A 25,174-nucleotide genomic window follows, 5' to 3' on the forward strand; every position below is an offset into this window, starting at 1 on the left:
TAACATATTTAATGTTTAGGCTTCGCCCCTGATCCTGAAAACCATGCCTTCCATATCTTCACTGATCCGTAACTGGCAGGCCAATCGGCTGTCATGAGCAGCATCGGGCAGGGTATCAAGCAGGTCCAGTTCAGTATCTGAGGGGTGGAAATATTTTTCGGGTCCTTCAAGCACCTGTACGTGGCAGGTTGCACAAAGCGCCATGCCGCCGCAGGTAGCTAAAATATGATGGTCAGTGGCTTTCAAAACTTCCATCAGGCTCAGGCTGATCTCTTCAGGGATCTCAACAGGGCGGCGGGTGCCGTCCCTGTCTTCAATAGTTATATTGATCATGTTATCAATTTTTTAGAATAAAAAACACCTTCAGCCTTAAAATGCGCTAACGCCGTAAACGGTGGTGTATTTAAAGCTTAGCTTTTGATCGGGATAAACCTGTTTAAAAGCGCTTTGGGCCATCAGAGCCGCTTCGTGAAAACCGCAGAGGATGAGCTTTAATTTACCGGGATAAATATTTATATCGCCTATGGCATAAACACCTTTTACATTTGTGCTATAATCAAACGTATCCACCATAATGGCAGATTTATCTACGTTTAAACCCCAGTCTACTATTGGGCCAAGCTTTGGGGTTAGTCCGAACAAGGGGATCAAATGATCGGCTTCAATTATGGCTATTTCATTGTTTTTATCAACTATCTCTACCTCCTGTAAATGGCCGTTCCCTCTTATGGCTTTTATATGTGATTGCAGGATAAGGTTGATGCGCCCCTGGTTAGCTAATTCAAAAACCTTTTCGGCTGAGTCTGGTGCACCGCGGAAAGTATCGCCCCGATGAATCAAGGTAACTTCTTCGGCTATATCGGCTAAAAACAAGGTCCAGTCTAATGCGGAATCACCGCCACCTGCCAAAACTACTTTGCGGCCGCGATAAGCTTCGGGATTTTTGATCATGTAAGCTACGCCTTTGCCCTCAAAATCTTCCAGTCCATCAATGGCAGGTTTACGTGGCTCAAAGCAACCAAGTCCGCCTGCTATTACCACTACTTTGCTATGTACTTCGGTGCCATCGCCAGTGGTGGTAATAAATGAACCATCGGCTAATTGCTGTAGTTCGTTAACCCGTTCGCCTAATGAAAACGTGGGTTTAAAAGGCGCTATCTGCTCCATCAAACCATCGACCAACTGTTGCGCATTAATGGTAGGGAAGCCGGGAATATCATAGATTGGTTTTTGCGGATAAATTTCAGAGAGCTGCCCGCCAACCTGCGGCAAAACATCAATTAAATGGCAGCGCATTTTTAATAAGCCGGTTTCAAAAACCGCGAAAAGCCCAACCGGGCCAGCGCCAATAATGCAAATATCAGTAGTAATAGTTTCCATAACCCCTTGTTGAAATAATAACTAAAATTGCGTGTTATTATAACCTGCGGCAAATGATAAATAGTAATGTTATATTACTTTAGGTTATGGCTTGTAAGGCAAAATCTTTTAAAAAGATCAATCAGTTTGGAGTTTTTACCATGAAGCTGGATGAACTGAAAGGTCCGGAAAATTTCTAAACCTTTAATTTCGATGATACTCAGCTCATTGTATTTTAGCTCGCTGATAACCGACTGGATAGATAAGAATGTAGCCGTTTCGGAGTAAAGCAGGTATTGTTTAATGGCGATACTGCTCTCCAGCCTGATCTCAACATTCAGATCTTTTGGGTTGATGCCTGCATCGCTGAGGGCATTAAAAATAATATCAAGCGTTCCGGAGCCGGCTTCGCGCAGTATAAGCGGGATGTTTAATAATTGTCTGGGACTGATCTCTGCTTTTTTTGAAAGCTGGTTATTGGCCCGCGTAACCAGCACGATCTCATCCTTAACAAATGGTGCATAGGCAATCTGCGGATAATGGGCCGCACCTTCTACAATGGCAATATCAACCTTCTCGGCTAATACCAATTGGGTAATCATATCGGTATTGCCCTGCGTAAAGGTAAAGTTTACTGCCGGGTATGTTTTTTTAAACAGGGCCAGTATTTTTGGCAATATAGTTTGGGCAACCGTGGTACTTGCGCCAATATGCACCGTGCCCGATTCCATATTGTTCAGCTGCGCCAGTTCGGTTTCCAGTTCGGTATAGGTTTGGAAAATACGCTCAGCATATTGCAGCAAAATTTTACCGGCATTGGTTAAAACAATGGAGTTGCCATTACGCCTGAAAAGCTGGTTGTTAAGCTGATATTCAAGTTCTTTAATATGCTTGGTAACGGCAGGCTGGGTAATAAATAATTCGGCAGCGGCTTTGGTAAAGCTTAGCCTTTGGGCAACCGTGTAAAATACCTTTAAGCGAAAATCGAAGATCATTGAATGCTAAGGTAATAATATTTATGGCTGCTAACAGGCAAAGTAAACGCAACCTTAGGTGGTTTTCTTCGCAGTAACAACAACTACAATACCGCCTATTAAAAATATGGCACCAAGGTAGGGGGGCCAGTTCACTGTTTTTTGCCGCTCGGCCGAGATTTGTATAGGGCCTGCATTAACAATGTTTTCTTTTTTGTTATAAGTAAAGCCCGTCCAGATAAGCATTATCGCTCCTATAATAATTAGTACTACTCCTGTAATCCTGTTCATATCAATAAAGTTTATTATGGAAGATAAAAAGGGCTGAAATTGTTTTTGCAGTGACCTTATTATCAAAATATACAACATATAGTTGCAGGACTACATAAAAGCGCAATACGCTTACTAATATATTGTGCTAATTATTTTTACTTCGGCGGGTGGTTACAAATATACCGGTAACAAAAACTACCGCCCCGGCATAAGGGAACCATTTGAGTGAACTTTCCTGAACAGGAGCTGCGGTGGTTTGGATAGTGCCGTTATCATTCATTACCTTGTTACTGCGCGAACTACAGCCATTAAAACTAAGCATGCCTGCACCTAAAAGGATCAGCATAATTCCTAAGGTTTTCATTTGGGGTGGTTTATTGTGCGGTAAATATAAGCAGGTTTCTTATTTCCGCACTATCGAAATTACAATTCTAAACCCATCCGGATCGGTAAAGGTAATACCATTTTTGGTCCAGTAAGGGTTTTTAGGCGTAGCAGGTTTTACCCTGTTGGCAATAAACCTTTCTTTAATTATATTAAATTCCTCTACCGATTCTGCGTAAAATACTAAAAGGTCATCATTATCCGGATAGTGTACCGGCATAGTACCGGATACGGTGAACTCCAGGTGCCAGCCAGCGCCGGGGATACCTAAAAATACACCGTCGTAATTATGATGGTTCTTAAATTCGCCCAAAACCTTCATGCCTAATATCCGGCCGTAAAAATCAATTATACGGTTCAAGTCTTTTGTGTGCCGGGCAATCCTAAACTTCATATTGCTTTATATAAATAAACCCAATTGGCTAAATATAATAATTTATGCGCTGCCCGCATAAAAGCTAGTGGGTATAGGCAAGGCTTCCCGCCTTTGCTTCGCAAAAAGCGCGCAATAAAATTGAAAATGCCTGTTCCTATCATCACTATTTGATGATTTGCAATCAATTACCTACCTTTGTAATCCCTTGAGAATGTGAAAGCTGTTTGACAATGGATATAAAAGCATATATAGAAAGTGGTGTTTTGGAGGAATATTGCCTGGGTTTGCTAAATGCAGAAGAACAGGCTTATCTGATCCAGATAACCATGCTATATCCTGAAGTTAAAGCAGAATTAACAGCTGTTGAGTTGGTGATGGAAAACATTGCGATAGCTACAGCTACAGAACCTGCCCCGGCAAACAGGCAAAGGATACTTAGCTCATTGGGTTTTGAGGATGCCAGCGCAATGTTAGATATTAACAACCTCCCGGCTGTTGATGAAACTGCCGATCACCAAACCTGGCTAAATACTTTAGCCCACCTGATACCGGAAGCGGAACCAACCGAAGATTTTTTGGTACATGTGATTAGGAATGACAGCCGTTACCAGCAAATGCTGGTGATCACTAAAAACGATGTGCCCGAAGAAGAGCATGGCGATCTTTTAGAAAGCTTTTTTATTTTGGAAGGCCATTGCGAATGTACCGTTGGTAACGAACTGTATCAACTAAATCCGGGTGATTTTTTGGAAATCCCGCTTAATGTAAAGCACGATATTAAAATAGTATCACCTTATGTAGTTGGTATTTTGCAGTACCAGTTTGTATAATCAAAAGGAAACCATTCAGCTTCATCTCTCCTTATTTTTAGTCCGTTTTATTTAAGTTCCCTTATTTACTGTAAACAGGTTATCTTTAGTCGTCATAAACCAACCGACTAAACCCATTTTATGAAACCGCCTGTTATTTTATTAGCTATCTTATATGCTTTTTTATCAGTTAACTGTTTGGCACAGCCCGCTATTTATGTTAACCAAATAGGGTTTGATACCAAGGGGCCTAAAATGGCGGTTATAGGTACCGATAAAAAGTTGGCAGGCAAACCAACGTTCAGCATCATTAATGCAGGAGCTATTAATGCCCGTTTTACAGGATTGCTCAGTGCGCCGCAAAGCATTGCAGAATGGACACCCGGAAAAATTTATTACCGTGCAGATTTTTCCTCTTTTAAAACTCCCGGCAAGTACCAGGTTAAAGTAACTATCGCAGGGAAAGCAATTTATTCTTATCCTTTTATAATAGAAGAAGATGCGCTGGCTAAGCATACCATTTCGTCCATCATTCATTATTACAATAAACAGCGGGCCAATACTCCGCAGGAATTAGCGGCAGATGAGCACATGCACATTAAAGGGAGCGATAAAACGGTTGATATGCGTGGTGGCTGGTGCGATGCATCGGGCGATGTAAGCAAATATTTTTCGCACCTGGCGTATGCCAATTTTATGTCGCCGCAGCAAACGCCATTGGTGGTATGGTCAATGGTGAACACCTCCGAGGCTATTCCCGGCTTACTAAAAAAGTGGAACATCAAAGATTCTTTAGATAACGAAGCGCTTTACGGTGCCGATTATATGATGCGGGCACTCTCAAAAGATGATTATTTCTATATGATCATTTTTAGCTATTTTAATAAAGACCCCAATGCCCGGCAGATAGTGGGCTTACGTGCCAATAGTGTTACTACGGATGAATATCAGTGTGCCTTTCGCGAAGGTGGGGGGATGGCTATTGCCGCGCTGGCCCGCATTTCTCAATGGAAAAAGCACGGTGAGTTTACCTCACAGCAATATCTTAATGGGGCAAAGCGGGCTTTTGCACATCTGCTGATCAACAACACACGATACGATGACGACGGCAAAGAAAATATTATTGATGATTATTGCGCGCTGATGGCCGCTACCGAATTATGGATAGCTACAGATAGCTCGCTTTACCGTGATGAGGCCCGCAAGCGCGCTCAAAACTTAACTAAAAGAATGACCCCGGCCGGCTATTTTATTGCTAACGATGCTAATCGCCCGTACTGGCATGCCAGCGATGCCGGTTTACCCGTAGTTTCTTTATCCCGTTACCTGGCTAAAGAAAAGGATGCCCAATTGCGTGCAGCAGCTTTAAATACCATAAAAAAAACATTGGATTATAACCTTGCCGTTACCAATAGGGTAAGCAATCCGTTTGGTTATGCAAGGCAATCGTTTGCTTATAATGGCGCTGTTAAGGATGGTTTTTTTATACCGCACGATAATGAAACCGGCTGGTGGTGGCAGGGCGAGGATGCGCGTTTAGGTTCATTGGCTACTGCTGCATTGCTTGGCGGTAAGTTAGTTTATCCGCAAAAGGGCGGTTGGGGCGTAAAAGCGCCGGTGGCTGCGTTTGCATCGCAGCAGGTAGCGTGGATATTGGGTTGCAATCCTTATGCTATGTGTTTTATGTATGGTTTTGGTAAAAATAATGTGCCTTACATGCATTCAAACTTTGGGCATGGGTCTGAAAGGGGAGGTGTATCAAACGGTATTACAGGCAAAGAGGGTAATGGCGATGGCAGCGGGATAGATTTTAAAACAGAAGACAAAGGCGATGAATGGCGGTGGACAGAACAATGGATTCCGCATGCTGCCTGGTTTTTGCAGGCCATAACCGCAATGGTGCAGGATAAAAAATAATTTGCCCTTCATTCGTTTTGTAAAATGTAAGATGGAATAGCGAGCTATCTGAAAAATAATTGTCAGTAAAACATTTATATTATACCTTTAACACACCAATTGTATCTTTATGCTAAGCGCACCTAACACTTTGTTCAGCAAGTTAAAAGGCTTTTTACTGCTTGCTTTTTTAATAACAGTATCAGCAACCATTAATGCGCAAGGGCGCCGCAATGGTATCCCCGGCAAACCTTTTGAAATAGAGGTTACACCCTTTAAAACCACTATGATTGCCAATGGCAAGGATCAGGCACTTATCAACATAAATATTATTGATGTTAAGGGCGATAGCGTGCAGGAAAAACGGGTTAACGTTAGGTTTTATGTAACCGGCGATGCCAGGCTGATAACCATCTCTCCCGATGGTAATAATGATCTGAAACATACCGATACTACATGGCAGGTTGATGTTGTTGGCAGCTGCCAGGTCATTCTGCAGGCCGGTTACACCCGCGGAAAAATTAAGTTTGAGGCTAAGGCCGATAGCTTGTGGATGGGTTCTACAGAGATCCAGATGGTGCAGCCTGGTATAGCACACGCTGTTACTAAAGACAAATACATCCCCAAAACAGTAACTGATAAAATATTAGGTGCCGACATTTCTTTTTTGCCCGAGTTAGAGAGCAAAGGGGTAAAGTTTTCGGACAAAGGTGTACCTGGCGATGCAATAGAGATAATGAAGGCGCATGGCTTTAATTATATCCGCTTGCGCATTTTTAACCAGCCCGCTAATCCAAAGGGATATTCACCGGGCAAAGGCTTTTGCGATCTGGAACATACCAAGCAAATGGCTAAACGCATAAAGGCCGCAGGCATGAAGTTTCTGCTCGATTTTCATTACAGCGATTACTGGGCCGATCCGCAGCAGCAAAATAAACCTGCCGAATGGGTTGGGCAAAATTTTGCTACGCTTAAAAAATCATTATACGACTATACCGTTAATGTAATGCAGCAGCTGAAAGATCAAGGCACAGCGCCTGATATGGTACAGGTGGGTAATGAAATTAACCACGGTATGGTTTGGCCCGAAGGCGCAATCAATAACCTGGATAGTTTGTCGCAATTGATATACCAAGGGGTTAAAGGCGTTAATGCCGTTAGCCCTAATACGGTAATTATGCTGCATGTTGCCTTAGGCGGTCAAAATGAGGAAGCGCGTTTCTTTTTAGATAATATGGCTAAACGCCATGTGCCTTTTGATGTGATTGGCCTGTCCTATTATCCAAAATGGCATGGTACGCCATTAATGCTTAAAAACAACATGGCCGATTTAGCTAAAAGATATAATAAGCAGGTAATGGTTGCCGAATACTCGCAGCTTAAAAAGGAAGTGAATGATATAGCCTTTACCGTACCTTATGGTAAGGCGGTAGGTTCATTTATATGGGAGCCGCTGAGTACCTGGGAAGGTATCTTTGATCATGATGGTAAATCAAATGATTACATTAACCTTTACCCGGTGATAGCTAAAAAGTATGTGACGGATAAATAAATTAAATAGCCCAGTTTAATAAAAAGGGCTATTTAATTATTATTAGTGTTTACCAAAAAAATATCTTACACCAAAACTCGCGGTCTGGTTATTTACATTAAACCCACTGGATGATAATCCGACACCCTGATGGCTGTAACCGGCACCTGCTATATAGGCAAATGAAAGTTCAATTTTTTTGTTGAGTACAACTCCTGTTTGTGCCACAAAAGAATCCCAAATAGCATCAAGATTGTAAGGTTTCTCTATAGTTGTAGTGGAGTTATCAATATCGCCGCTTTTTTTAAGTATTAACCTGTTATTAGAGTATGTTGAAACGTTAAGAGCTATTCCACCGTCAATGTAAATCTTTAATTTATCAGCATTATAAATATTATACAGCAGTTGTGGGGTTAAGGATACGGTATATTGTTTAAAAGCATAGTCAGCATTTGTATGTAATATTACCGGATATGTTTCTGTTTCTGCTGAAATATACTTAGGATTAACATATGAAAATGAAAGCTCTCCCCTGAAAACAAATTTTTGAACATCAGGATTGCCAAACAGATCAATACCGACATTTATTTTAGGCAGTACATTATTTAGTTTTTCCTGATGGTTATAATAATTAACATTATTAATGGTTGTTTGAGTGCTGTTTATGGCAATACCCGCAAAAAACCTTGCTAATGATCTTCCCTTATTACCAACCTTATTTTTGTTTATTTTATTGATTAAAGCAACAAGGTCCGTTTCTTCGTACTTGATATATTCCACACCATTTATTAAATTGTTACCGGCAGGATAAAATTTGCCTATTTCATATACTAATTGTCTTTTATAAACAGGTACATATTTTATTTCTTTATCATCATTATAATAGGAGTAGTATTTAAGCTCTACAGGGTTATGATCTTTTTCAGCTATAAAATATCTCGGTTTAATCTCGTCGTTATGATAATAAAGTGTTAGGTATTGCCCCGTTGTCAGTAGTTTAAAAAACACTGTTTTAATTTTCTTAGTAGTATCAAAATGATCCGGTAATTCGGGGAATCGGGTTTTATCCATACTTATAAATCCATTATAAGTTATATAGGTTTCCTTTCCGGTTACTTGAAAAGCTTTGGTGTTATTAGGGCTAAGTTGAATTGCATCCTTGTCATCTTTATTGTATTTGAACTCTATTGATGTAGGCGATTGGTCCCATTCGCGGTAGTTGATAAATCCTTTAACGGTATCGCCATTGTTTTTCAAAAAATAGCCTGCACGATAATTAGCTTGTGCGAAAATAAATGACGGAAAAAAAATAAACAGGATAATGCTGATTTGTTTCATTTTTAATTGTGAATAGTTTGGTGCTTAAATGTAGGGAATTTTTTAATGATTAAGGGATAAGCTCAGTGGTCGCTTTTTTAAATGGTTCACATTTAGGTTTGTATTTAAAGTACAGGCAAAGAAATTACACCAGCCGCCAAACCCTTTAACGCTTCCGATGGTTATGTGAACTATAAATACATTGGTTATGAGAGCTATCTGGAAAGGTTCATTGGGTTTTGGTTTGGTAAGCATCCCCGTAAAATTATACTCGGCAGTACAGGCCAGCTCGCTTGATTTTGATATGCTGGATAGCCGCGATCATTCACGCATCCGGTACCAAAGGATCAATGAGCAATCGCGTAAGGAAGTGCCCTATGATAAAATTGTAAAGGGGTATAAGCTGAACGACGACTATGTAATAATGGACGATGCCGATTTTGAAGACGCTGCCCCCGAAAAAAGCAGGGTAATTGAAATTGAAAGCTTTGTTGATATAGCCGATGTAAACCCTATGTTTTACGAAACGTCTTATTATACCGAGCCCGATACTAAAAATAATAAAGCCTATGCGCTTTTAGTGCAGGCATTGATAAAATCAAAAAAAGCAGGCCTGGCAAGATTTGTATTGCGCAGTACAGAGTCGCTTTGTATAGTGCACCCGGTTGAGCAGGTGCTGGTAGTAACCCGCATCCGCTTTGCGCAGGAGATCCGCAGTACAGACGACCTGAATATTGCCGGCGATGTTGCTATAAGTAAAAAGGAACTGGACGTAGGTATGGCGCTTATAAATCAATACGCCGAGCATTTTGATGTTTCGAAATTTAAGGATGAGTACAACGATGAGCTGCTGAAGATCATTAAGCTGAAATCAAAAGGTAAGCGCGCCACCGTTAAAAAGATGAAACCTCAGAAGGCTACAGGCGATGATCTGTACGAGCAATTGATGCAAAGTTTAAACACCAAGAAGGGAGCATAAGATGAGCCTGCTGGATTATATTAAAAAACGCGATTTTAAAAAAACCACAGAACCCAAAAGTGGTAAAAGCGATGAGAAAACATTATCGTTTGTGGTGCAGCGGCATCATGCATCGCACTTGCATTATGATTTCAGGCTGGAGCTTGATGGCGTGCTGAAAAGCTGGGCCGTGCCAAAAGGGCCGTCGATGAATCCGGATGATAAGCGCCTGGCCATGATGGTTGAGGATCACCCGTTCGATTATCGGAAATTTGAAGGGATCATCCCTAATGGTAATTATGGTGCGGGGGTGGTGCTGATATGGGACAAGGGGACTTATGAATCACTGGGCGATGAACGGAAAGATGATGTAAAGAATTTACGTGCCGGACTAAAAGCAGGTAATTTAAAATTCAGACTGAAGGGTGATATTTTAAAAGGAGAATTTGCGCTGGTAAAACTGCACAAAGCCGAAGATAACTCATGGTTGTTGATAAAACACCGCGACGAACATGCCGTAGATGAATTTAACAGCGAGGATTTAGTGCCTGATAAAATAAAGGCCATGAAAAATAACAAGGATGGCGAGGCCACCACCTTGCCACCCTCAAAGGCAGTTAAGGCTCAAAAAAAAACTCCTGAAATAATTGAAGAAGAGCCTGTTGCTGACAAGCAACCACACCCACAAAAAGCATATAAGCCCATGATGGCTAAGCTGGAAGCCAAAGTTTTTGATAATGAAAACTGGATCTACGAGCATAAGTTAGATGGTTACCGCGCGTTGGGCTATACCGGAAACAAGCCTCTATTAATATCACGCAACGATATAGATTTTAGTGATGACTATAAAAAGATTGTAGATGTGCTAAGGTCTGTCCCACAAAAAGCGATCCTTGATGGAGAGCTGGTTATTGAGGATAGCAGCGGGAAAAGTCGTTTTCAGGATATACAGCATTATGATAGCGATACAAAAGAGTTGAAGCTTAAGTATTATGTTTTTGATTTGCTGAATTTAGATGGGCACGATCTGCGCGGGATGGAATTGATAAAAAGGAAGGCGTTGCTTAAATCATTCGTGGCATCCATTAATAACTCCGATATTATTTATAACGACCATGTTGAGGGTAAAGGGGTTGCTCTTTTTGAAAAAGCGAAAAAAGAAGGCTGGGAAGGTATAATAGGAAAAGACGGACAAAGCTATTATGAAAGCGGAAAACGAACAGATCGCTGGCTTAAATTTAAATTGCAAAACTCGCAGGAGGCCATCATTTGCGGATATACTGCCCCCGCAGGATCAAGGAAGCATTTTGGCGCGCTTATTTTGGGAATAAAGCCCGGCAATAAGATGCAGTACATAGGCAATTGCGGTACCGGCTTTGATGATGCCGGGATAAAAGAGCTATATGCAAAACTGCATCCGTTAGAAACTGATGAAAAACCTTTTGATGATAAGGTAAATCACAAAACTAAAATTACCTGGGTTAAACCAGAATTAGTTTGCGAGGTATGGTACTCGGAGTGGACTGCCGATAAACATTTACGTCACCCGGTTTTTAAGGGTTTACGTACTGATAAAAAATCTGAAAAAGTAGTTATGGAAACACCTGATAAACAACTGGCCGATGAGGTGATAATAACCTATGGCCGCAAAAAGCTAAAAATTACCCATCTTAACAAAGTGTTCTGGAAAGATGAGGGTATTACAAAAGGTGAGCTGATCAATTACTACCGGGATATGGCCGATTGGATTTTACCTTATTTAAAAGATAAGCCGATCTCCATGCGAAGGCAACCAAATGGAACGGAAGATCCGGGTTTTTTTCAAAAGGATACAGATACTGCGCATCTCCCTGATTTTATAAAAACGGAGCCGCTATATTCAGAAAGTAACGATAAAAATATCAATTACATTATCGGTGATGATGCAGCTACGCTACTGTATATGGTAAACATGGGCTGTATTGAGATCAACCCCTGGTTAAGTTCGTATAAAAAGCCCGAAAATCCTGATTTTGTGGTGATAGATCTTGATCCGCACGATGTGCCGTTTTCGCAGGCAGTAGAGGCGGCCTTAAAAACAAAAGAGGTTTTTGACCGGATGAAGCTGAATGTATTTATCAAAACATCGGGATCAAAAGGATTACATATTTACTGCTACCTGGGTGCTAAATACGATTACGACTTTGTGAAAATGTTTGCCGAATACGTGGCCAACATGATACACAACGAACTGCCGGATACCACCAGTGTGGAAAGAAGCCCGGCCAAACGAAAAAACAAGATCTATATTGATTTTTTGCAGAACCGGCGCGGGCAAACTATAGCCTGCCCATATTCGGTTAGGCCAAAACCGGGAGCCACTGTTTCAACTCCTTTGCACTGGCACGAGGTTACTGACAGTTTAAAACTATCCGACTATACCATTTTTAATATAAAAGAGCGGGTAAATAAAATAGATAATCCTTGGAAGGACCTGACAAAAAATAAAGCTGATCTGAAAAAGGCTTTAGAACTGTTAAAGAAATAAAAAAAGCCCTGAACATTTATTTGTTCAGGGCTTTTTAACAGAATGAATTTGAGTTTATGTTTAAACAGCCGTTGGTCTTCTGATAAGGCCAAAAACAAAGGCAATAACAGCAATAACCAATAATACGTGTATTAAGCTGCCTACAGCAGTAAAGAAAAATCCGATTGCCCAACCTATAACAAGGATAACTGCAATGATGTACAATAATGAATTCATGATAGATATATTTTAGTGATTATAGTCTTTAGTATTATAATATAATATCCACCTAAAATGTTTTAACAATTATGAAATTAATTTTGGAATGTACGCTGTAACTACTTGTTCAGGAGCCGGATATATGTAAAGTCAACGCGTCCTTGGGAGCGATAGCGAAGCAATCCCCGACATACAGAGGGGCCTAAGAGGGTTGATCTGCACTGCAGGTGATTGCTTCTTAGTTCCTTATCGCAATAATGCGGTTTATAAAAAGAGATAAATTACCCAGCTTATAAATTAAGCCACTTTTTTCTTACCGTTAACTGGTCTGCTGTAGGGTTTGGTAATGAATCTACTTTGTACTTATATCTATTGTTCCTTAACAGGGTTACGTTAAGTGTAACAGGCAATCCATCGCGGTTAACAATAACTATAATTTTATCACCAACCGCTTTACCGCTAAGCAAATTAGCGGCATCGGTTACCGGGGTGCCATCAATTGATACCAGTTCGTCATTAACGTTAATGCCATCTATCCAGGCAGCAGTGCCGCGTATTACAGTGGTAACTATTTTTTTACCATTATTGTTACCTAACATTACCCCTAAAGTGGGTTCGTTGGTGCCTGCTAATTCATCTGTTGATTTGTAGCCGGCATAGCCAAGGTATTTGTTATAGTTAAGCGGGGTTAAGCCGTAAACATAATTTTTGTAAAACTCATCCAGGTTTTTGCCGGCAAATTTTTCAAAACCCTGTTTAAATTCGGCATCAGTATAACCGCGTTTTTTTAGTTTGTAGTAAGTATCATACATGTATTTCATTACATCATCCAGGCAATATTTACCTTTTGAATCATTGATGATCTCCAAATCAAGCAACATGCCTACGGCAGCACCTTTATCATAATAGGAGATACCGGTATTAAACGAGTTCTCGTTAGGGCGGTATGATTTTATCCAGGCATCAAAGCTGGCTTCGGCCAAAGGCTGAATTTTTGCACCCGGCTGGTTCTCTACTATATTGATCTCGCCGGTAACAGCATTCAGGTAATCTTCGGGCGTGGTGATATGCGCATGGCGCAAAATCAGGTTTTGATAATAGGCGGTAAAGCCCTCTGCTATCCAAAGATCGGTTGTGTAATTTTCATTATCGTAATCAAAAGGGCCAAGCACAATTGGACGCAGGCGCTTTACATTCCAAAGGTGAAAATGCTCATGTGCAACAAGGCTTAAAAAGTTGTGGTAACCGGCTTCGCTGCCATATTGATCGCGTGATGCGCCTAATGTGGTAGAGCTTAAATGCTCCAGCCCACCGCCACCGCGCTGATAGTTGTGCACTATAAATATATAATGTTTGTTAGGGTTTTCGCCAAAAACAGCAGTTTCCTGCTCTACAATTTTGGCCATATCTTTTTTAAGGCGCTCTTTATCATAGTTGCCGCCGCCTACCATACATACCTCGTATTTTACACCTGCTGCATAAAAGCCAAAAACATCCTGCGTACCAATTTCAATGGGCGAATCAAACAGAATATCATAGTTAGGCGAGTGGCGGGTAAACTGATCGCCGTTTACCATATCCAGGCTGGTTGATACGGTGGTCCAACCTTTATAAGGAATAATGTGTACGGTTGATGGCTGGTTAAGCATTTTATCAGGATACATAAAGATCCCTGTAGTTGAAAGGAAGCCATGCGAAGCATCAACAAAACTGGTGCGTACCGAAATTTCAAAGCAATACACCCTGTATTTTACCGTAACTGCTGTTATGCCCGCAGTATTAATGTGCCAGCAATTTTTAGTGGTTTTTGGGGCAGCTATGGCTTTCCCGTTGGCCATGGCCGTAAATGATTCCACGTTTTTGGCAAACTCCCTTACCAGGTATGAGCCGGGTGTCCAAACGGGCATTTTAAGATCTAAGGTATTTTGCTGTAATCCTGAAATATTCATTTCCACATCGGCATAATGCGCCTGTGCTTCGGGAAAGGTAACAGTATATGAAATTTTAATATTTGGTGCGGCATTGCCGTTGGTAGTATCCATAAAAAGCAATATTATAAAAAAAAGGATAGCTAAATGAATTGATTTCTTCATTGTTAGTGAGGTCAGTTTATGATGTTATTGTTTGCAGAAAGGTTGCTGCGTAAATTAAACTGCAATTTATAAATTTTTAGCTGTTATGCAGGGCTGACAGTTGTAAAATGATTGATATATACAACTATACAGCAGGTGTTGATAATTATTTTGATTGCCCCGAAAGTGCAAAAATAGCGCTTAAAATACTTTTAATTATGTTGATTACGATTGGCGCAACATTAAATATGCAATAATAAAAAAGTATATTTTTTAAATTGGTTTAAAAAGCTATTTTTGAACTTAATGGCTATATGCTTTGAAACTTGTTTGCTGATTGATGACAATTACATAGATAATTTTGTCACCCGTAAAATATTGGAAGGCAGTAACTTTGCCGGCAACATTATTGTGGTCCGCTCTGCTACTGAAGCTATCAATTCACTAAAAGATGGTATTGTAAAACCGGATGTTATTTTTTTAGATGTCAGGATGCCTTTAATGAGTGGTTTTGAGTTTTTGGAAGAATATGATAAGATAGATATTGATAAGAGTGAAATAAAAATATTTATGCTTTCGTCATCACTTGACCCTGTGGACCTTAAAAAATCAGCAGATAATAAGTATATCACCCAGTTTATTCACAAACCACTTACACAAAAAGCACTCGAAGAACTTTGTCCATGATCTTAGTGGCTGATAGCGGGTCGACAAAGACAGATTGGTTGCTTACCCTTCCTGATAATGAAGTAAAGCAATTCAGAACCGCAGGTTTAAATCCTTACTTTTTATCTGAAAAAGAAATTGTAAAAATATTGCAGGAGCAGGCCGTTGATCTGATAGCCTATGCCAATGATATTACAGAGATATACTTTTTTGGTGCAGGCTGCTCCAGCCCCGACAGGCATGAGATTGTAACCAATGCCATCAGCCAGTTGTTCAACAAATCATACATCAGCGTTGACAGTGATCTTTTAGGCTGTGCCTATGCCACCTGCGGGCACGAAAAAGGCCTTTGCTGTGTGCTTGGAACCGGCTCAAATATTTCTTTTTTTGATGGGAATGATATTCATGCAGGGCAGCATGGTCTTGGTTTTGTATTAGGCGATGAAGGTGCCGGTACCTGGTTTGGCAAAGCGCTGGTAACTGATTTTTTGTACAATAAAATGCCTTATGATATCAGCCATAAGTTTTATGAGGCCTATCATCTGGATAAGCAAACGGTTATAGAATACGTTTATCAAACCCCGAGGGCTAACTCTTACCTGGCATCGTTCTGCCGTTTTTTAGGAGAGATCAGAACTACCGGGTATGCACAAAACCTGTTGCGCAAGGGCCTGTTGGAGTTTATTGAAACCAATATTAAATCGTACCCGCAATACCATAAATACAAATGTCACTTTGTAGGCTCTATAGCCTATGTTTTTACAGATGAGCTTAAAGCTGTTTGTGATGAGCATGGAATCCATATAGGTAAGATCATTAAACAACCGATACATGATCTGCTTGCTTTTATATTAAGCAGGGAGGCATAAAACCTCACCCTGCCCTCTCCACAGGAGAGGGTGCTAATAAAAAATTGCGAAGGTTAAAGTCCTCTTTTTTGGAGAGGATTTAGTTGAGGCTACACCACTACTTTTTTCCTGACCAAAAATCTTTTCAGCACAATAAAGCCAATACCCAATAAAGCAAGCAGGCAGCCAAGTTGAGCTAAATAATCGCCATATAAAACATAAAATGTAAGGTCGGAGTTTAGGTTAATATCCTGTTTAAGGGCTGTTTTAACCCACCATTTTGATTGTTGTACCATATCGCCACGCTGGTTAATAAATGCGGAGATCCCCGTATTGGCCGACCGGCAAACCCAGCGGCGGGTTTCAATGGCACGAAGCTTGGCATAATCAACATGCTGGTCTTTCCCTGATGTGTTTTCCCACCAGCCATCGTTGGTTATAATGGCAATAAACTGCGCACCCTGGTGTATCGATTTTGCAACCCAGCCACCCCAGATAGATTCATAACAAATAACAGGTGCAGCGCCTATCCCGCTTTGTGAGTAGAATACAGATGGGTCCGGCTGACTGCCGTAATTGCCCGTTGCCCCACCCAAATGTGCAAATACAGGTTTTAAAAACGAAAGTGCCGATCCAAATGGCATTGACTCAGCCCCTGGTACTAATTTTGATTTATGATAAAATTGCACCTCGGCAGAGTTTTCAATATTGATGGCCGCGTTAAACGAATCATAAAACTGTCCGTCCATTGGCCGGGCCGTAGACGTAGCATCGGTATTGTATAGCTTAAACGTTTCGGCTCCGGTTATCAGGTTGCCGTTTTTGTACTTATTTAAAAAGTGTTGTGCCTCCAAAAAATAATTGTTGGTACGTATCCTGTCCTCATTTATAGGGTCAGGTATTGCGGTTTCGGGCCATAAAAAAAACTCGGTATTAGGCTGGCCAATAGAGTCAGACAAATTGGTAAGGATCTTTAATTGTTCCTGTGCGGGCACATCTGTTTCCTTGGCGTAAGGGTCAATATTTGGCTGTACTACCACAATATTTGATGGGTTTACCTGTTCGTGGTAATTACTGTACTGGTATAGTGAAAAGCAAATTGGGGCCATCAGCACCACAACAAATGCCGAAATAAGCTTAAGCCTGAGCTGTTTGTTTTGCCCTTCTCTTAACCCTGCATATACTAAAAATGCCAGTATGTTTACCGTCCAAACCCATACGGTACCACCATAAACTCCGGTATATTCATACCATTGTATCCATTTGTGGCTTACGGCAAAGCCATTGCCCAATGTCATCCATGGAAAGTTGAGATCCCAGCTTTGGTGCAGGTATTCGTAAGTTATCCAAAAGCACACCAATGCCACAAGGCCCAGGCCACGGTTTGTTACCAGCCTGAAACGGTAATACAACCAAAATGCCGTTGCCATTAATAATGGCCCCAGGGCATAAGGGATAAAAGATATAGGCACGGCTACTACCTCGCCAACAATTTTTAAGGCATTATACACCCAGTAAATGGATAAAGTGTTCCACACAAAAAAGCCCAAAAATGCAGTGCCGAAGATTTTTTTACCTTTTTTAGAATAATCAGACCGGATGATATTTTCAATGGCCACCAGCATTGGCAGCAAGCCGATAAAAAGTAAAATGGTAGTATAAGGCGTTGGTGGCCACGCTATCCATAACAATAGTCCTGAAAATATGGATAGTAGGATATTTTTCTTCATAAAATTTATTCCAAAAGTATATTGCAGGGATGCTGCAGTGTCACGGTATATAAAACAGTTTTAATCAGCTTCCTGATCTTTTTCCTTTGATGTTTTTGGCGAAGCTCCTGCCACGCACATCACAAACTCGCCCTTTAAAGGGTGGGTTTCAAAATAGAGTTTAACTTCGGCAACCGTACCTCTTACGGTTTCTTCAAACATTTTTGTCAGCTCTCGCGATACGGAGATCTGCCTGTCTGCACCAAAATAGGTAGCCATTTCATCCAGTGTTTTTAATACCCGGTGCGGCGATTCGTATAAGATCAGTGTCCGCTCTTCAGTCGCCAGTGTTTTATAGCGTGTTTGACGGCCTTTTTTCAAGGGCAAAAATCCCTCAAAGCAAAACCGGTCAGTAGGAAAGCCGGAGTTAACCAGGGCCGGGACAAAGGCCGTTGCGCCGGGCAGGCATTCAACCGCTATCTCGTTTTTTAAAGCCTCGCGAACCAGGTAAAAACCGGGGTCGGATATGGCGGGCGTACCCGCATCAGATATTAGGGCGATGTTTTTACCTTCCTTTAAAAACTTAATGATCTCGTTTGATGACTGGTGCTCATTATGCTGATGGTGAGAAAATACCTTTTGGTGGATCTCGAAATGTTTAAGCAGCGGGGCGGATGTGCGGGTATCCTCTGCTAAAATCAAATCTACCTCTTTTAGTATACGGATAGCCCTGAAGGTAATATCCTCAAGGTTGCCTATTGGTGTGGGTACTAAGTATAATTTACCTTGCTGGTTCATTTGTTAATTGTTTGTCGCATAGAAACTATTATTTTATTCATGGCACATAAACTCAAATTACTATGGAACTATAGACTATGGACTATGGACTTATTTATATCTTTGCCTAAAAATAATATAAATGCTGCAAGTTACTTATATCCGCGATAACAGGGAACAGGTTTTAGAACGTTTGGCTGTAAAAAATTTTAAACAGCCGCTTTTAATTGATGAAATACTTCAGTTAGATGAAAAACGCCGCCAGACACAAACCAGCATGGATAGCATATCGGCCGAGGCCAATGCAGCAGCAAAGCAAATTGGTGAGCTGATGCGTGCCGGCAAAAAGGAAGAAGCCGAAGGCCTGAAATCAAAAACAGGTACCTGGAAAGAAGATATAAAACAGCTAAGCGAAACCTTAGCCGCTACCGAAGATGAATTGCAGCAAAAATTGGTGTTGTTACCAAATCTGCCGCATAGTTCAGTTCCGGCAGGGTCAACCCCCGAAGAAAATGTTGTGGTACTTGAAAACGGTACAAAACCCGTATTGCCCGAAAGTGCTTTACCACATTGGGAACTGGCAACAAAATACGGCCTGATTGATTTTGAATTAGGTGTTAAAATAACAGGCGCCGGTTTCCCGGTTTATAAAGGCAAAGGTGCTAAACTGCAAAGGGCACTTATTGCTTTCTTTTTAGATGAGGCCGAAAAGGCTGGATATAGAGAACTGATGCTGCCTTTATTAGTTAATGAAGCATCAGGCTTTGGAACGGGGCAACTGCCGGATAAAGAGGGCCAGATGTATTTTGTTGGTAACGATAATTTATACCTTATACCCACTGCCGAAGTGCCTATCACTAACCTGTACCGCGATGTTATTTTAAAAGGTGATGAACTGCCTGTTAAAAACTGTGGCTATACCCCATGTTTTCGCCGCGAGGCAGGTTCATACGGTGCGCATGTGCGTGGCCTTAACCGTTTGCACCAGTTTGATAAGGTAGAATTGGTACAGGTAGTGCACCCTGATGATTCATATAATGTGATTGAGCAAATGAGCAATCATGTGCAGAGTCTGCTTCAAAAATTGGGCTTACCTTACCGTGTATTAAGATTATGCGGCGGCGATATGAGCTTTACCGCAGCCCTAACTTATGATATGGAAACCTGGAGCGCGGCACAGCAGCGCTGGCTCGAAGTTTCATCCGTATCAAACTTTGAAACTTTTCAAAGCAACCGCTTAAAGCTGCGTTTCCGCAATGCCGAAGGTAAAACACAGTTAGCGCATACCCTTAATGGCAGTGCATTGGCTTTACCACGTATTGTTGCAACCCTGCTTGAAAATAACCAGACTGAAAAAGGGATCAGGATTCCTGAAGTATTAGTGCCTTACACTAAATTTGAGTGGATAGATTAATTACTGTAAATTAAATACAAAACAGCTCATTATAGAAACAACTATAATGAGCTGTTTTTTTATAGCGGTTTTGTGAGAATATACGAGGGGAATAAACTTTAGTTACCCGGTAATATTAGCAACCCACTTAATAATAGAAGCATCAATAAGGGCGCTTAACGGGTTTACCGCTTTTTTACTTAGCGCTGCTTTGTTCAGTTCTTCCCGGTAAATTAATTGATCTACCCCCAAAGCTTTCAACAGGCTATCGGTTTTTTCGTTAGGTGAGTTTTTATAAGTGCAGATCTTTATGTGACTGTAAAACTTATTCACCTTGATACGGCGCAATACTTTTTCCATTTCTTTGCCCATAAACTCATAGTCAAACACAATCAGATCCGGGCTTAATTCATAAATGGCGGGGAAAATACTGGGAACGGCAGAAACATGTTTCACGTTGGTATGCTCAGCCATTAACTGATGCGGAAAAATAGCTGGTGCAACTAAAAGCACTTTCTTAAAGCGCGTACGGATCATGCTTAAACTAATTAGGGAGCCTAAATATAAATTGTTAAATTCATATTGTCAAGTGCCTGTAAGTCAGCTATTAATTGGTTGGATATATAAGTGACCCAATATTTATAAGCAGATATAGCCACTAATTAATTAGAAATTAATTTTTGATACTCCGGGGTTATATTAAGACTTAAAACAGCTAATAATAACCAGTAATTTTATTTTTTTTAAGACATTTTTAAATATACTTTATGAAAATAAATTTCAATTTTATTTAAAAAGGAATAATTTTTTATAATTATTATAAAAGATAAAGCAAAGGATCCGGAAAATCAGCAAAATGATAGTTCCGGATCTTGGTGAAAAATTATTTTACAATTTCAAAAACGGCATTGATCTGGAAGCTTAATTTTATCTTCTTAAAATCAATATCTGATTCGGCTGGTGCTGCATTTGCTGTCATGGCCATGCTTTTATACATCACTGCTCTTGGGGCCGGGTAATTACTGTTATCAACTTCTGATATATCGATTGCGCCACCTAATTTCTCATCAATGCTGGCTAAAAGGTAACCTGCCTTGTCTTTGGCTGATCTGAGTGCTTTTATTTTAAGATCGCGTTTAAGATCGTCTATTTTTGAATAATCGTAGCTGTCAATATTGGTTGATTGTATGCCCTTAGGGTCAACGCCAGCCAATATTTGGTTAAACTTATTCAGATCGTGAAACTTGATAAGATATTGCTTGCTTGCCAAAAAATCGGGGTTCTTTTTCTTTTGGTAAGTATTGTTATAAGCCGATGTACTGCTGATGGTAAAATCATCCTTAGCAATGCCGGCTTGCTTTACAGCTACTTCTAACTGGCTTTCTAACTGATCAATGGTCACTTTGTTTTTACCGTTAATGTATTCCTGCAGCGAGATAGAAACATTAATAATATCAGGCGTTACTTCCTGTTCGGCAGTGCCGCTTACTTCAATTTTTCGTCGCAGGTCAACATTCTGTGCAAATGCACCGCAGGTAAATGTGATAAAGGTTATTAAAATGAATACTTTTTTCATGGTTGTTATTTTGATATGTAGACTATAACAACGAAGGTAAAGTTTAATTGGTTAACAAGGATAATTTGAAAAGTGCATATCACATACACGCCTCATTAAAAGCCGTATTGTTTTTTGGATTTTATACAAGTACGGCATTGCCTGTACCTAAAGTTAACAGCTTGGTTTTTATAGTTACCATCTGTGTTATAAATATCCTTTTGATCAATGCCTTTAACCGGTTCATCAGGCTATGGTGCTGCAATTTTTGTGCTGGTGGATGATCTATCAACCCTTGGTCATTTGATGGATCATTAAAATGATCAGCCTTATCCGGAAAGAAGCTTTCTATAATAATTCTTTCGCGGATGGCAGGGTCGGCATTTACGATGGAATCAAGCTCGGTAAGCTCATTAAATGTAGCCTTACCCGCGCGTTGTCTTTTTATTAATATCTCCAGGCGGTCCTGTAAAAAGGTGCGTCTTTCGGGTTGTTTGTTGTGGCTCATTGTAATATACTTGTTGCTGTATAATAAATGCTCAAACTACGTGCCGATGTTATATTATATTGATAATCAATTTATTGTATAGTTGTTAATGGGCGTATTGAATCAGTTTGATACATAACACTGTACGTATCCGGTCAGTGCCTTTAGCTTTAGTATTTCATCTTTTTTATTAGATTTGGATAAACAGCACCATTCAATGAATATTAAAAACAACTGTCTTGTAATTTTGGCCTCTGTAGCTTTATTAGCAGGCTGTAAACAAAAAGAAACGCCAACCAGTATCACAGCCGATGATATAAAAAGCCACATCGCGGTATTGGCTGATGACTCACTAATGGGCCGTAAGCCATTTACTCCCGGCGAAAACAAAGCCATAGCTTATATATCATCGCAATTTAAAAAGGAAGGATTAGCACCCGGGAATAACGGCAGCTATTTTCAGGATGTGCCTATGGTTGAAATTACCAGCACACCATCGGCTATTATGGCTTTAAGCGGTGCTAAAGGAAATATTAACCTTAACTACATGACTGATTTTGTGGCCTCAACCCGCCAGGAACTTCCGGTAGTAAGTTTAAATAACTCGCCGCTTGTTTTTGCCGGTTATGGCGTTGTGGCACCCGAATATAAGTGGAATGATTATGCCGGCCTTGATGTTAAAGGTAAAACGGTTGTTGTTTTGGTAAACGACCCGGGGTTTAAATCGGGCATAAGCAATTTCTTTAAAGGCGATACCATGACCTATTATGGCCGCTGGACTTACAAATACGAAGAGGCTGCACGCCAGGGTGCGGCAGGCATTATCATTGTTCATCAAAAAGAGCCCGCAAGTTACGGCTGGAATGTGATTACCAATAGCTTTACAGGGGCAAAACTATATCTTCAGCAGCAGGACAAACACCTTTCGCGCTGCAAGGTTGAAGGCTGGATGACTGAGGATGCTGCCAGGAAGTTATTTGCAGCAGCTGGTATAACCGGAGATTTCCGTGCACTTGCCCGCAAGCGCGATTTCAAAGCTATCCCGCTAAATATGATGGCATCTTTAACTATTAATACCAAGCTAAAATATTCAACATCGCATAATGTGATAGCCATGTTAAAGGGTAGCACCACACCCGGTGAATGTGTGCTTTACACCGCGCATTGGGATCATTTAGGTGTGGGCAAACCCGATGCAAAAGGCGATAGTATTTACAACGGAGCGGTTGACAATGCGAGCGGCGTGGCTGCGGTTTTAAGCGTAGCTAAGGCATTTTCGCAATTAAAAGATAAACCTAAGCGTTCAATTGTGTTTTTGGCGGTAACGGCAGAGGAGCAGGGTTTATTAGGTTCGGAGTATTATGCTACGCATCCTATCTTCCCGCTTAATAAAACAGTAGCCGATTTAAATATGGATGCCCTTGGCAGCTATGGCGAAACCAATGATTTTGCAATAACAGGTAAAGGCCAAAACGACCTTGACGATTATGTAGCTGAGTTTACCAATGCCGATGGTAAAAAAATAGTAGGTGATAAAAACCCAGGAGCAGGCGGTTATTACAGGTCAGACCATTTTAACTTTGCCAAAGTAGGCGTACCCGCATTGGATATAAACAACGGCGCCGAAAGTACCGAACATGGCGAAGCATGGGGCAAGCAAAAGCAAAAGGAGTATAATGAGCTGCATTATCACCAGCCATCTGATAATTATTCGGCTGATATGAATACGGCCGGTATGGCCCAGGTAGCCAGCCTGCTTTTTAAAATTGGCGATAAACTGGCTAACGAAACAACTTTCCCGGGCTGGAAACCAGGTTCGGAGTTTAAAGCCATCAGGGAAAAATCAATGCAGAAATAAGAATTAGTCTAATAAGATTATGTCACATATAAAAGCTCCATCAGCAATTAAGCAGATGGAGCTTTTAATTTATAATATATGATAGAGTAGGGAGGTTTTCAGTTTTTATCTATTGGGCTCCCTTGTTGGTTCTTAGTTATTCATCCTGGCAATCTGGTAGCAATCGTAGGCCAAATGCCTGTTGTAATCGTTGGTAATACCTTTATAGTTAATCAGGTCTATCAGGGTACCTATACCTAAAAAGCCGCCGGTAAATAAAAAGGCTAAACCTAAAAGTATCTTGTTGGTCATAAATCTTTGTAAACCTGCAAATCCTAAAAAGCCTAATAAAGTGGCTAATAGTATATCGGTTGGGTTTTTCCTCCTGCTATTGTAAACGGCAATAAAGGTTTGCATTTGGTTTTGGGTAAGCCCAGCTGATGCATGATGGATGAAACTATATTCATCCATAGTCATATCTGCAAATGCTGTATATGAGGTTTGATAAGTTTCCATTTTATTCAGATTGTTGTTGTTTTAATTATCTGGTATAAAAGTATAACGCGGCAGCAAAAATGGCAACGGCAATTAGGTTAGTGGTTTAAACAAGTCGGTAAATGCAGGTTTTTTGTCGGTGGGCAAGATTTTTAAAAAAGCACGTTATTGCGGGCGATAGCGAAGCTTCACTGTTTGCAGAGTCTTTAAGCAAGATTTGATCTGTAAAGTAGGTGATTGCTTCTTCGTTCCTCATCGCAATGACGCAGGGTGTAAAAAGCGATTCTGATGGCAATAACTAAATCCTAAAACTCATAATCGCGTTCAACCAAACAAATGCGGGTTTTATAACTTTCGTACCATTTTTCGCGTCCTTGTTGTTGGGCAAACAAATGGCGGGCATTGGCTTTCCAGTTCCGGATATCCTCTAATGATTGCCAATAAGAAACAGTAATACCCAATTCTTCCCTTGCAGACTCTACCCCTAAAAAACCGGGCTGCTGCTGGGCCAACAGGTTCATTTCATCTGCCATAGAACTATATCCTTCCTCCGTATGGGTGCGCAATGAAGTAAATATTACTGCATAGTAAGGTGTGCGTGGCGTTTGTGCTATCATACTTAATATAAATGCGGGGCTATATGTAATTATAAAATATTTTTTGCTGATATAAAAAATGCCGCTGAATATTATTTATCCGGCGGCATTTAATTATTTAGTCAGCAATTTATATG

General features: G+C 40.6%; 25 protein-coding genes. 9 read left to right on the forward strand and 16 right to left on the reverse strand.

Translation table 11 applies throughout. The annotated features are described in order from the left end of the window. Nucleotides 1-15: 15 nt before the first annotated feature. The 6 genes from ACQY4U_RS06150 to ACQY4U_RS06175 all read right to left on the reverse strand — a co-directional run bounded on the left by ACQY4U_RS06150 (nucleotide 16) and on the right by ACQY4U_RS06175 (nucleotide 3,384). Complete coding sequence (locus ACQY4U_RS06150) at nucleotides 16-333, reverse strand: 2Fe-2S iron-sulfur cluster-binding protein (RefSeq protein ID WP_428328515.1); 318 nt, start codon at nucleotides 331-333, stop codon at nucleotides 16-18. 36 nt (nucleotides 334-369) lie between these two features. Continuing rightward, nucleotides 370-1,380: an NAD(P)/FAD-dependent oxidoreductase gene (locus tag ACQY4U_RS06155; protein WP_428328516.1), complete on the reverse strand. Its 1,011-nt coding sequence runs from the start codon at nucleotides 1,378-1,380 to the stop codon at nucleotides 370-372. Between the two features lie 74 nt (nucleotides 1,381-1,454). Continuing rightward, nucleotides 1,455-2,354, reverse strand: coding sequence for a LysR substrate-binding domain-containing protein (locus ACQY4U_RS06160; protein WP_428328517.1), 900 nt, complete (start codon nucleotides 2,352-2,354; stop codon nucleotides 1,455-1,457). Nucleotides 2,355-2,408: 54 nt separating this feature from the next. Continuing rightward, nucleotides 2,409-2,624, reverse strand: a complete 216-nt coding sequence (locus tag ACQY4U_RS06165) for a hypothetical protein (RefSeq protein WP_428328518.1) — start codon at nucleotides 2,622-2,624, stop codon at nucleotides 2,409-2,411. Between the two features lie 127 nt (nucleotides 2,625-2,751). Then, nucleotides 2,752-2,970, reverse strand: coding sequence for a hypothetical protein (locus ACQY4U_RS06170; RefSeq protein ID WP_428328519.1), 219 nt, complete (start codon nucleotides 2,968-2,970; stop codon nucleotides 2,752-2,754). A gap of 39 nt (nucleotides 2,971-3,009) precedes the next feature. Further along, entirely contained in the window at nucleotides 3,010-3,384 is a 375-nt protein-coding gene (locus ACQY4U_RS06175) for a VOC family protein (protein WP_428328520.1), read from the reverse strand. Between the two features lie 212 nt (nucleotides 3,385-3,596). Between ACQY4U_RS06175 and ACQY4U_RS06180 the strand changes: the two genes are divergently transcribed. The 3 genes from ACQY4U_RS06180 (at nucleotide 3,597) to ACQY4U_RS06190 (ending at nucleotide 7,623) form a co-directional block, all read left to right on the forward strand. After that, complete coding sequence (locus ACQY4U_RS06180; protein WP_428328521.1) at nucleotides 3,597-4,196, forward strand: cupin domain-containing protein; 600 nt, start codon at nucleotides 3,597-3,599, stop codon at nucleotides 4,194-4,196. Between the two features lie 120 nt (nucleotides 4,197-4,316). Further along, complete coding sequence (locus tag ACQY4U_RS06185) at nucleotides 4,317-6,092, forward strand: glycoside hydrolase family 9 protein (protein ID WP_428328522.1); 1,776 nt, start codon at nucleotides 4,317-4,319, stop codon at nucleotides 6,090-6,092. A gap of 109 nt (nucleotides 6,093-6,201) precedes the next feature. Further along, complete coding sequence (locus ACQY4U_RS06190) at nucleotides 6,202-7,623, forward strand: glycosyl hydrolase 53 family protein (protein ID WP_428328523.1); 1,422 nt, start codon at nucleotides 6,202-6,204, stop codon at nucleotides 7,621-7,623. 42 nt (nucleotides 7,624-7,665) lie between these two features. On the opposite strand, the gene ACQY4U_RS06195 is transcribed toward ACQY4U_RS06190, so the two are convergent. Beyond that, nucleotides 7,666-8,940 (reverse strand): hypothetical protein, encoded by a 1,275-nt coding sequence (locus tag ACQY4U_RS06195; protein ID WP_428328524.1) that lies wholly within the window; start codon nucleotides 8,938-8,940, stop codon nucleotides 7,666-7,668. Between the two features lie 187 nt (nucleotides 8,941-9,127). Between ACQY4U_RS06195 and ACQY4U_RS06200 the strand changes: the two genes are divergently transcribed. Both ACQY4U_RS06200 and ligD read left to right on the forward strand, forming a co-directional pair. Continuing rightward, nucleotides 9,128-9,898 (forward strand): Ku protein, encoded by a 771-nt coding sequence (locus ACQY4U_RS06200; protein ID WP_428328525.1) that lies wholly within the window; start codon nucleotides 9,128-9,130, stop codon nucleotides 9,896-9,898. A gap of 1 nt (nucleotide 9,899) precedes the next feature. Continuing rightward, complete coding sequence (ligD, locus tag ACQY4U_RS06205; protein WP_428328526.1) at nucleotides 9,900-12,404, forward strand: DNA ligase D; 2,505 nt, start codon at nucleotides 9,900-9,902, stop codon at nucleotides 12,402-12,404. A 60-nt stretch (nucleotides 12,405-12,464) separates the two neighbouring features. On the opposite strand, the gene ACQY4U_RS06210 is transcribed toward ligD, so the two are convergent. Then, the gene (locus ACQY4U_RS06210) at nucleotides 12,465-12,620 is read right to left on the reverse strand and encodes a lmo0937 family membrane protein (protein WP_428328527.1); all 156 of its coding nucleotides are present in this window, start codon (nucleotides 12,618-12,620) and stop codon (nucleotides 12,465-12,467) included. A gap of 272 nt (nucleotides 12,621-12,892) precedes the next feature. Continuing rightward, nucleotides 12,893-14,695 carry a M61 family metallopeptidase gene (locus ACQY4U_RS06215; protein WP_428328528.1) on the reverse strand — a complete coding sequence of 601 codons (1,803 nt, stop codon included), beginning with the start codon at nucleotides 14,693-14,695 and terminating at the stop codon, nucleotides 12,893-12,895. A gap of 285 nt (nucleotides 14,696-14,980) precedes the next feature. On the opposite strand from ACQY4U_RS06215, the gene ACQY4U_RS06220 reads away from it, so the two are divergent. Both ACQY4U_RS06220 and ACQY4U_RS06225 read left to right on the forward strand, forming a co-directional pair. Continuing rightward, on the forward strand, nucleotides 14,981-15,361 hold the full coding sequence (locus ACQY4U_RS06220) for a response regulator (RefSeq protein WP_428328529.1): 381 nt from the start codon (nucleotides 14,981-14,983) through the stop codon (nucleotides 15,359-15,361). Continuing rightward, nucleotides 15,358-16,209 (forward strand): N-acetylglucosamine kinase, encoded by an 852-nt coding sequence (locus ACQY4U_RS06225; protein ID WP_428328530.1) that lies wholly within the window; start codon nucleotides 15,358-15,360, stop codon nucleotides 16,207-16,209. The genes ACQY4U_RS06220 and ACQY4U_RS06225 overlap by 4 nt, the downstream gene beginning before the upstream one ends. An 89-nt stretch (nucleotides 16,210-16,298) precedes the next feature. On the opposite strand, the gene lnt is transcribed toward ACQY4U_RS06225, so the two are convergent. Together lnt and rsmI are read right to left on the reverse strand one after the other, a co-directional pair. After that, nucleotides 16,299-17,918 (reverse strand): apolipoprotein N-acyltransferase, encoded by a 1,620-nt coding sequence (gene lnt, locus ACQY4U_RS06230; protein WP_428328531.1) that lies wholly within the window; start codon nucleotides 17,916-17,918, stop codon nucleotides 16,299-16,301. 60 nt (nucleotides 17,919-17,978) lie between these two features. Next, the gene (gene rsmI / locus ACQY4U_RS06235) at nucleotides 17,979-18,695 is read right to left on the reverse strand and encodes a 16S rRNA (cytidine(1402)-2'-O)-methyltransferase (protein ID WP_428328532.1); all 717 of its coding nucleotides are present in this window, start codon (nucleotides 18,693-18,695) and stop codon (nucleotides 17,979-17,981) included. 121 nt (nucleotides 18,696-18,816) lie between these two features. Between rsmI and serS the strand changes: the two genes are divergently transcribed. Further along, on the forward strand, nucleotides 18,817-20,088 hold the full coding sequence (gene serS / locus ACQY4U_RS06240; RefSeq protein ID WP_428328533.1) for a serine--tRNA ligase: 1,272 nt from the start codon (nucleotides 18,817-18,819) through the stop codon (nucleotides 20,086-20,088). A 102-nt stretch (nucleotides 20,089-20,190) separates the two neighbouring features. Here the strand turns inward: serS and ACQY4U_RS06245 are convergent, their stop codons facing one another. The 3 genes from ACQY4U_RS06245 to ACQY4U_RS06255 all read right to left on the reverse strand — a co-directional run bounded on the left by ACQY4U_RS06245 (nucleotide 20,191) and on the right by ACQY4U_RS06255 (nucleotide 22,130). Beyond that, nucleotides 20,191-20,604: a hypothetical protein gene (locus tag ACQY4U_RS06245; protein ID WP_428328534.1), complete on the reverse strand. Its 414-nt coding sequence runs from the start codon at nucleotides 20,602-20,604 to the stop codon at nucleotides 20,191-20,193. 346 nt (nucleotides 20,605-20,950) lie between these two features. Next, nucleotides 20,951-21,643 carry an SIMPL domain-containing protein gene (locus tag ACQY4U_RS06250; protein WP_428328535.1) on the reverse strand — a complete coding sequence of 231 codons (693 nt, stop codon included), beginning with the start codon at nucleotides 21,641-21,643 and terminating at the stop codon, nucleotides 20,951-20,953. A 121-nt stretch (nucleotides 21,644-21,764) separates the two neighbouring features. After that, on the reverse strand, nucleotides 21,765-22,130 hold the full coding sequence (locus tag ACQY4U_RS06255; RefSeq protein ID WP_428328536.1) for a hypothetical protein: 366 nt from the start codon (nucleotides 22,128-22,130) through the stop codon (nucleotides 21,765-21,767). Nucleotides 22,131-22,326: 196 nt separating this feature from the next. Here ACQY4U_RS06255 and ACQY4U_RS06260 point away from each other — a divergent pair, with 196 nt between their 5' ends. Then, nucleotides 22,327-23,967: a M28 family metallopeptidase gene (locus ACQY4U_RS06260; RefSeq protein ID WP_428328537.1), complete on the forward strand. Its 1,641-nt coding sequence runs from the start codon at nucleotides 22,327-22,329 to the stop codon at nucleotides 23,965-23,967. 132 nt (nucleotides 23,968-24,099) lie between these two features. On the opposite strand, the gene ACQY4U_RS06265 is transcribed toward ACQY4U_RS06260, so the two are convergent. Both ACQY4U_RS06265 and ACQY4U_RS06270 read right to left on the reverse strand, forming a co-directional pair. Then, nucleotides 24,100-24,462 carry a TM2 domain-containing protein gene (locus ACQY4U_RS06265; protein ID WP_428328538.1) on the reverse strand — a complete coding sequence of 121 codons (363 nt, stop codon included), beginning with the start codon at nucleotides 24,460-24,462 and terminating at the stop codon, nucleotides 24,100-24,102. Nucleotides 24,463-24,746: 284 nt separating this feature from the next. Beyond that, on the reverse strand, nucleotides 24,747-25,058 hold the full coding sequence (locus ACQY4U_RS06270; protein WP_428328539.1) for an antibiotic biosynthesis monooxygenase family protein: 312 nt from the start codon (nucleotides 25,056-25,058) through the stop codon (nucleotides 24,747-24,749). Between the last annotated feature and the right edge of the window lie 116 nt (nucleotides 25,059-25,174).

This window comes from Mucilaginibacter sp. (genome assembly GCF_965277465.1).
In the GTDB taxonomy this organism is placed as follows: Bacteria; Bacteroidota; Bacteroidia; order Sphingobacteriales; family Sphingobacteriaceae; genus Mucilaginibacter.

Excerpts from the sequence above, each read along its gene's own strand:
- ACQY4U_RS06150 (WP_428328515.1), bottom strand. The coding sequence starts at position 333 with ATGATCAATATAACTATTGAAGACAGGGACGGCACCCGCCGCCCTGTT.
- ACQY4U_RS06155 (WP_428328516.1), bottom strand. The coding sequence starts at position 1,380 with ATGGAAACTATTACTACTGATATTTGCATTATTGGCGCTGGCCCGGTT.
- ACQY4U_RS06160 (WP_428328517.1), bottom strand. The coding sequence starts at position 2,354 with ATGATCTTCGATTTTCGCTTAAAGGTATTTTACACGGTTGCCCAAAGG.
- ACQY4U_RS06165 (WP_428328518.1), bottom strand. The coding sequence starts at position 2,624 with ATGAACAGGATTACAGGAGTAGTACTAATTATTATAGGAGCGATAATG.
- ACQY4U_RS06170 (WP_428328519.1), bottom strand. The coding sequence starts at position 2,970 with ATGAAAACCTTAGGAATTATGCTGATCCTTTTAGGTGCAGGCATGCTT.
- ACQY4U_RS06175 (WP_428328520.1), bottom strand. The coding sequence starts at position 3,384 with ATGAAGTTTAGGATTGCCCGGCACACAAAAGACTTGAACCGTATAATT.
- ACQY4U_RS06180 (WP_428328521.1), top strand. The coding sequence starts at position 3,597 with ATGGATATAAAAGCATATATAGAAAGTGGTGTTTTGGAGGAATATTGC.
- ACQY4U_RS06185 (WP_428328522.1), top strand. The coding sequence starts at position 4,317 with ATGAAACCGCCTGTTATTTTATTAGCTATCTTATATGCTTTTTTATCA.
- ACQY4U_RS06190 (WP_428328523.1), top strand. The coding sequence starts at position 6,202 with ATGCTAAGCGCACCTAACACTTTGTTCAGCAAGTTAAAAGGCTTTTTA.
- ACQY4U_RS06195 (WP_428328524.1), bottom strand. The coding sequence starts at position 8,940 with ATGAAACAAATCAGCATTATCCTGTTTATTTTTTTTCCGTCATTTATT.
- ACQY4U_RS06200 (WP_428328525.1), top strand. The coding sequence starts at position 9,128 with ATGAGAGCTATCTGGAAAGGTTCATTGGGTTTTGGTTTGGTAAGCATC.
- ligD (WP_428328526.1), top strand. The coding sequence starts at position 9,900 with ATGAGCCTGCTGGATTATATTAAAAAACGCGATTTTAAAAAAACCACA.
- ACQY4U_RS06210 (WP_428328527.1), bottom strand. The coding sequence starts at position 12,620 with ATGAATTCATTATTGTACATCATTGCAGTTATCCTTGTTATAGGTTGG.
- ACQY4U_RS06215 (WP_428328528.1), bottom strand. The coding sequence starts at position 14,695 with ATGAAGAAATCAATTCATTTAGCTATCCTTTTTTTTATAATATTGCTT.
- ACQY4U_RS06220 (WP_428328529.1), top strand. The coding sequence starts at position 14,981 with ATGGCTATATGCTTTGAAACTTGTTTGCTGATTGATGACAATTACATA.
- ACQY4U_RS06225 (WP_428328530.1), top strand. The coding sequence starts at position 15,358 with ATGATCTTAGTGGCTGATAGCGGGTCGACAAAGACAGATTGGTTGCTT.
- lnt (WP_428328531.1), bottom strand. The coding sequence starts at position 17,918 with ATGAAGAAAAATATCCTACTATCCATATTTTCAGGACTATTGTTATGG.
- rsmI (WP_428328532.1), bottom strand. The coding sequence starts at position 18,695 with ATGAACCAGCAAGGTAAATTATACTTAGTACCCACACCAATAGGCAAC.
- serS (WP_428328533.1), top strand. The coding sequence starts at position 18,817 with ATGCTGCAAGTTACTTATATCCGCGATAACAGGGAACAGGTTTTAGAA.
- ACQY4U_RS06245 (WP_428328534.1), bottom strand. The coding sequence starts at position 20,604 with ATGATCCGTACGCGCTTTAAGAAAGTGCTTTTAGTTGCACCAGCTATT.
- ACQY4U_RS06250 (WP_428328535.1), bottom strand. The coding sequence starts at position 21,643 with ATGAAAAAAGTATTCATTTTAATAACCTTTATCACATTTACCTGCGGT.
- ACQY4U_RS06255 (WP_428328536.1), bottom strand. The coding sequence starts at position 22,130 with ATGAGCCACAACAAACAACCCGAAAGACGCACCTTTTTACAGGACCGC.
- ACQY4U_RS06260 (WP_428328537.1), top strand. The coding sequence starts at position 22,327 with ATGAATATTAAAAACAACTGTCTTGTAATTTTGGCCTCTGTAGCTTTA.
- ACQY4U_RS06265 (WP_428328538.1), bottom strand. The coding sequence starts at position 24,462 with ATGGAAACTTATCAAACCTCATATACAGCATTTGCAGATATGACTATG.
- ACQY4U_RS06270 (WP_428328539.1), bottom strand. The coding sequence starts at position 25,058 with ATGATAGCACAAACGCCACGCACACCTTACTATGCAGTAATATTTACT.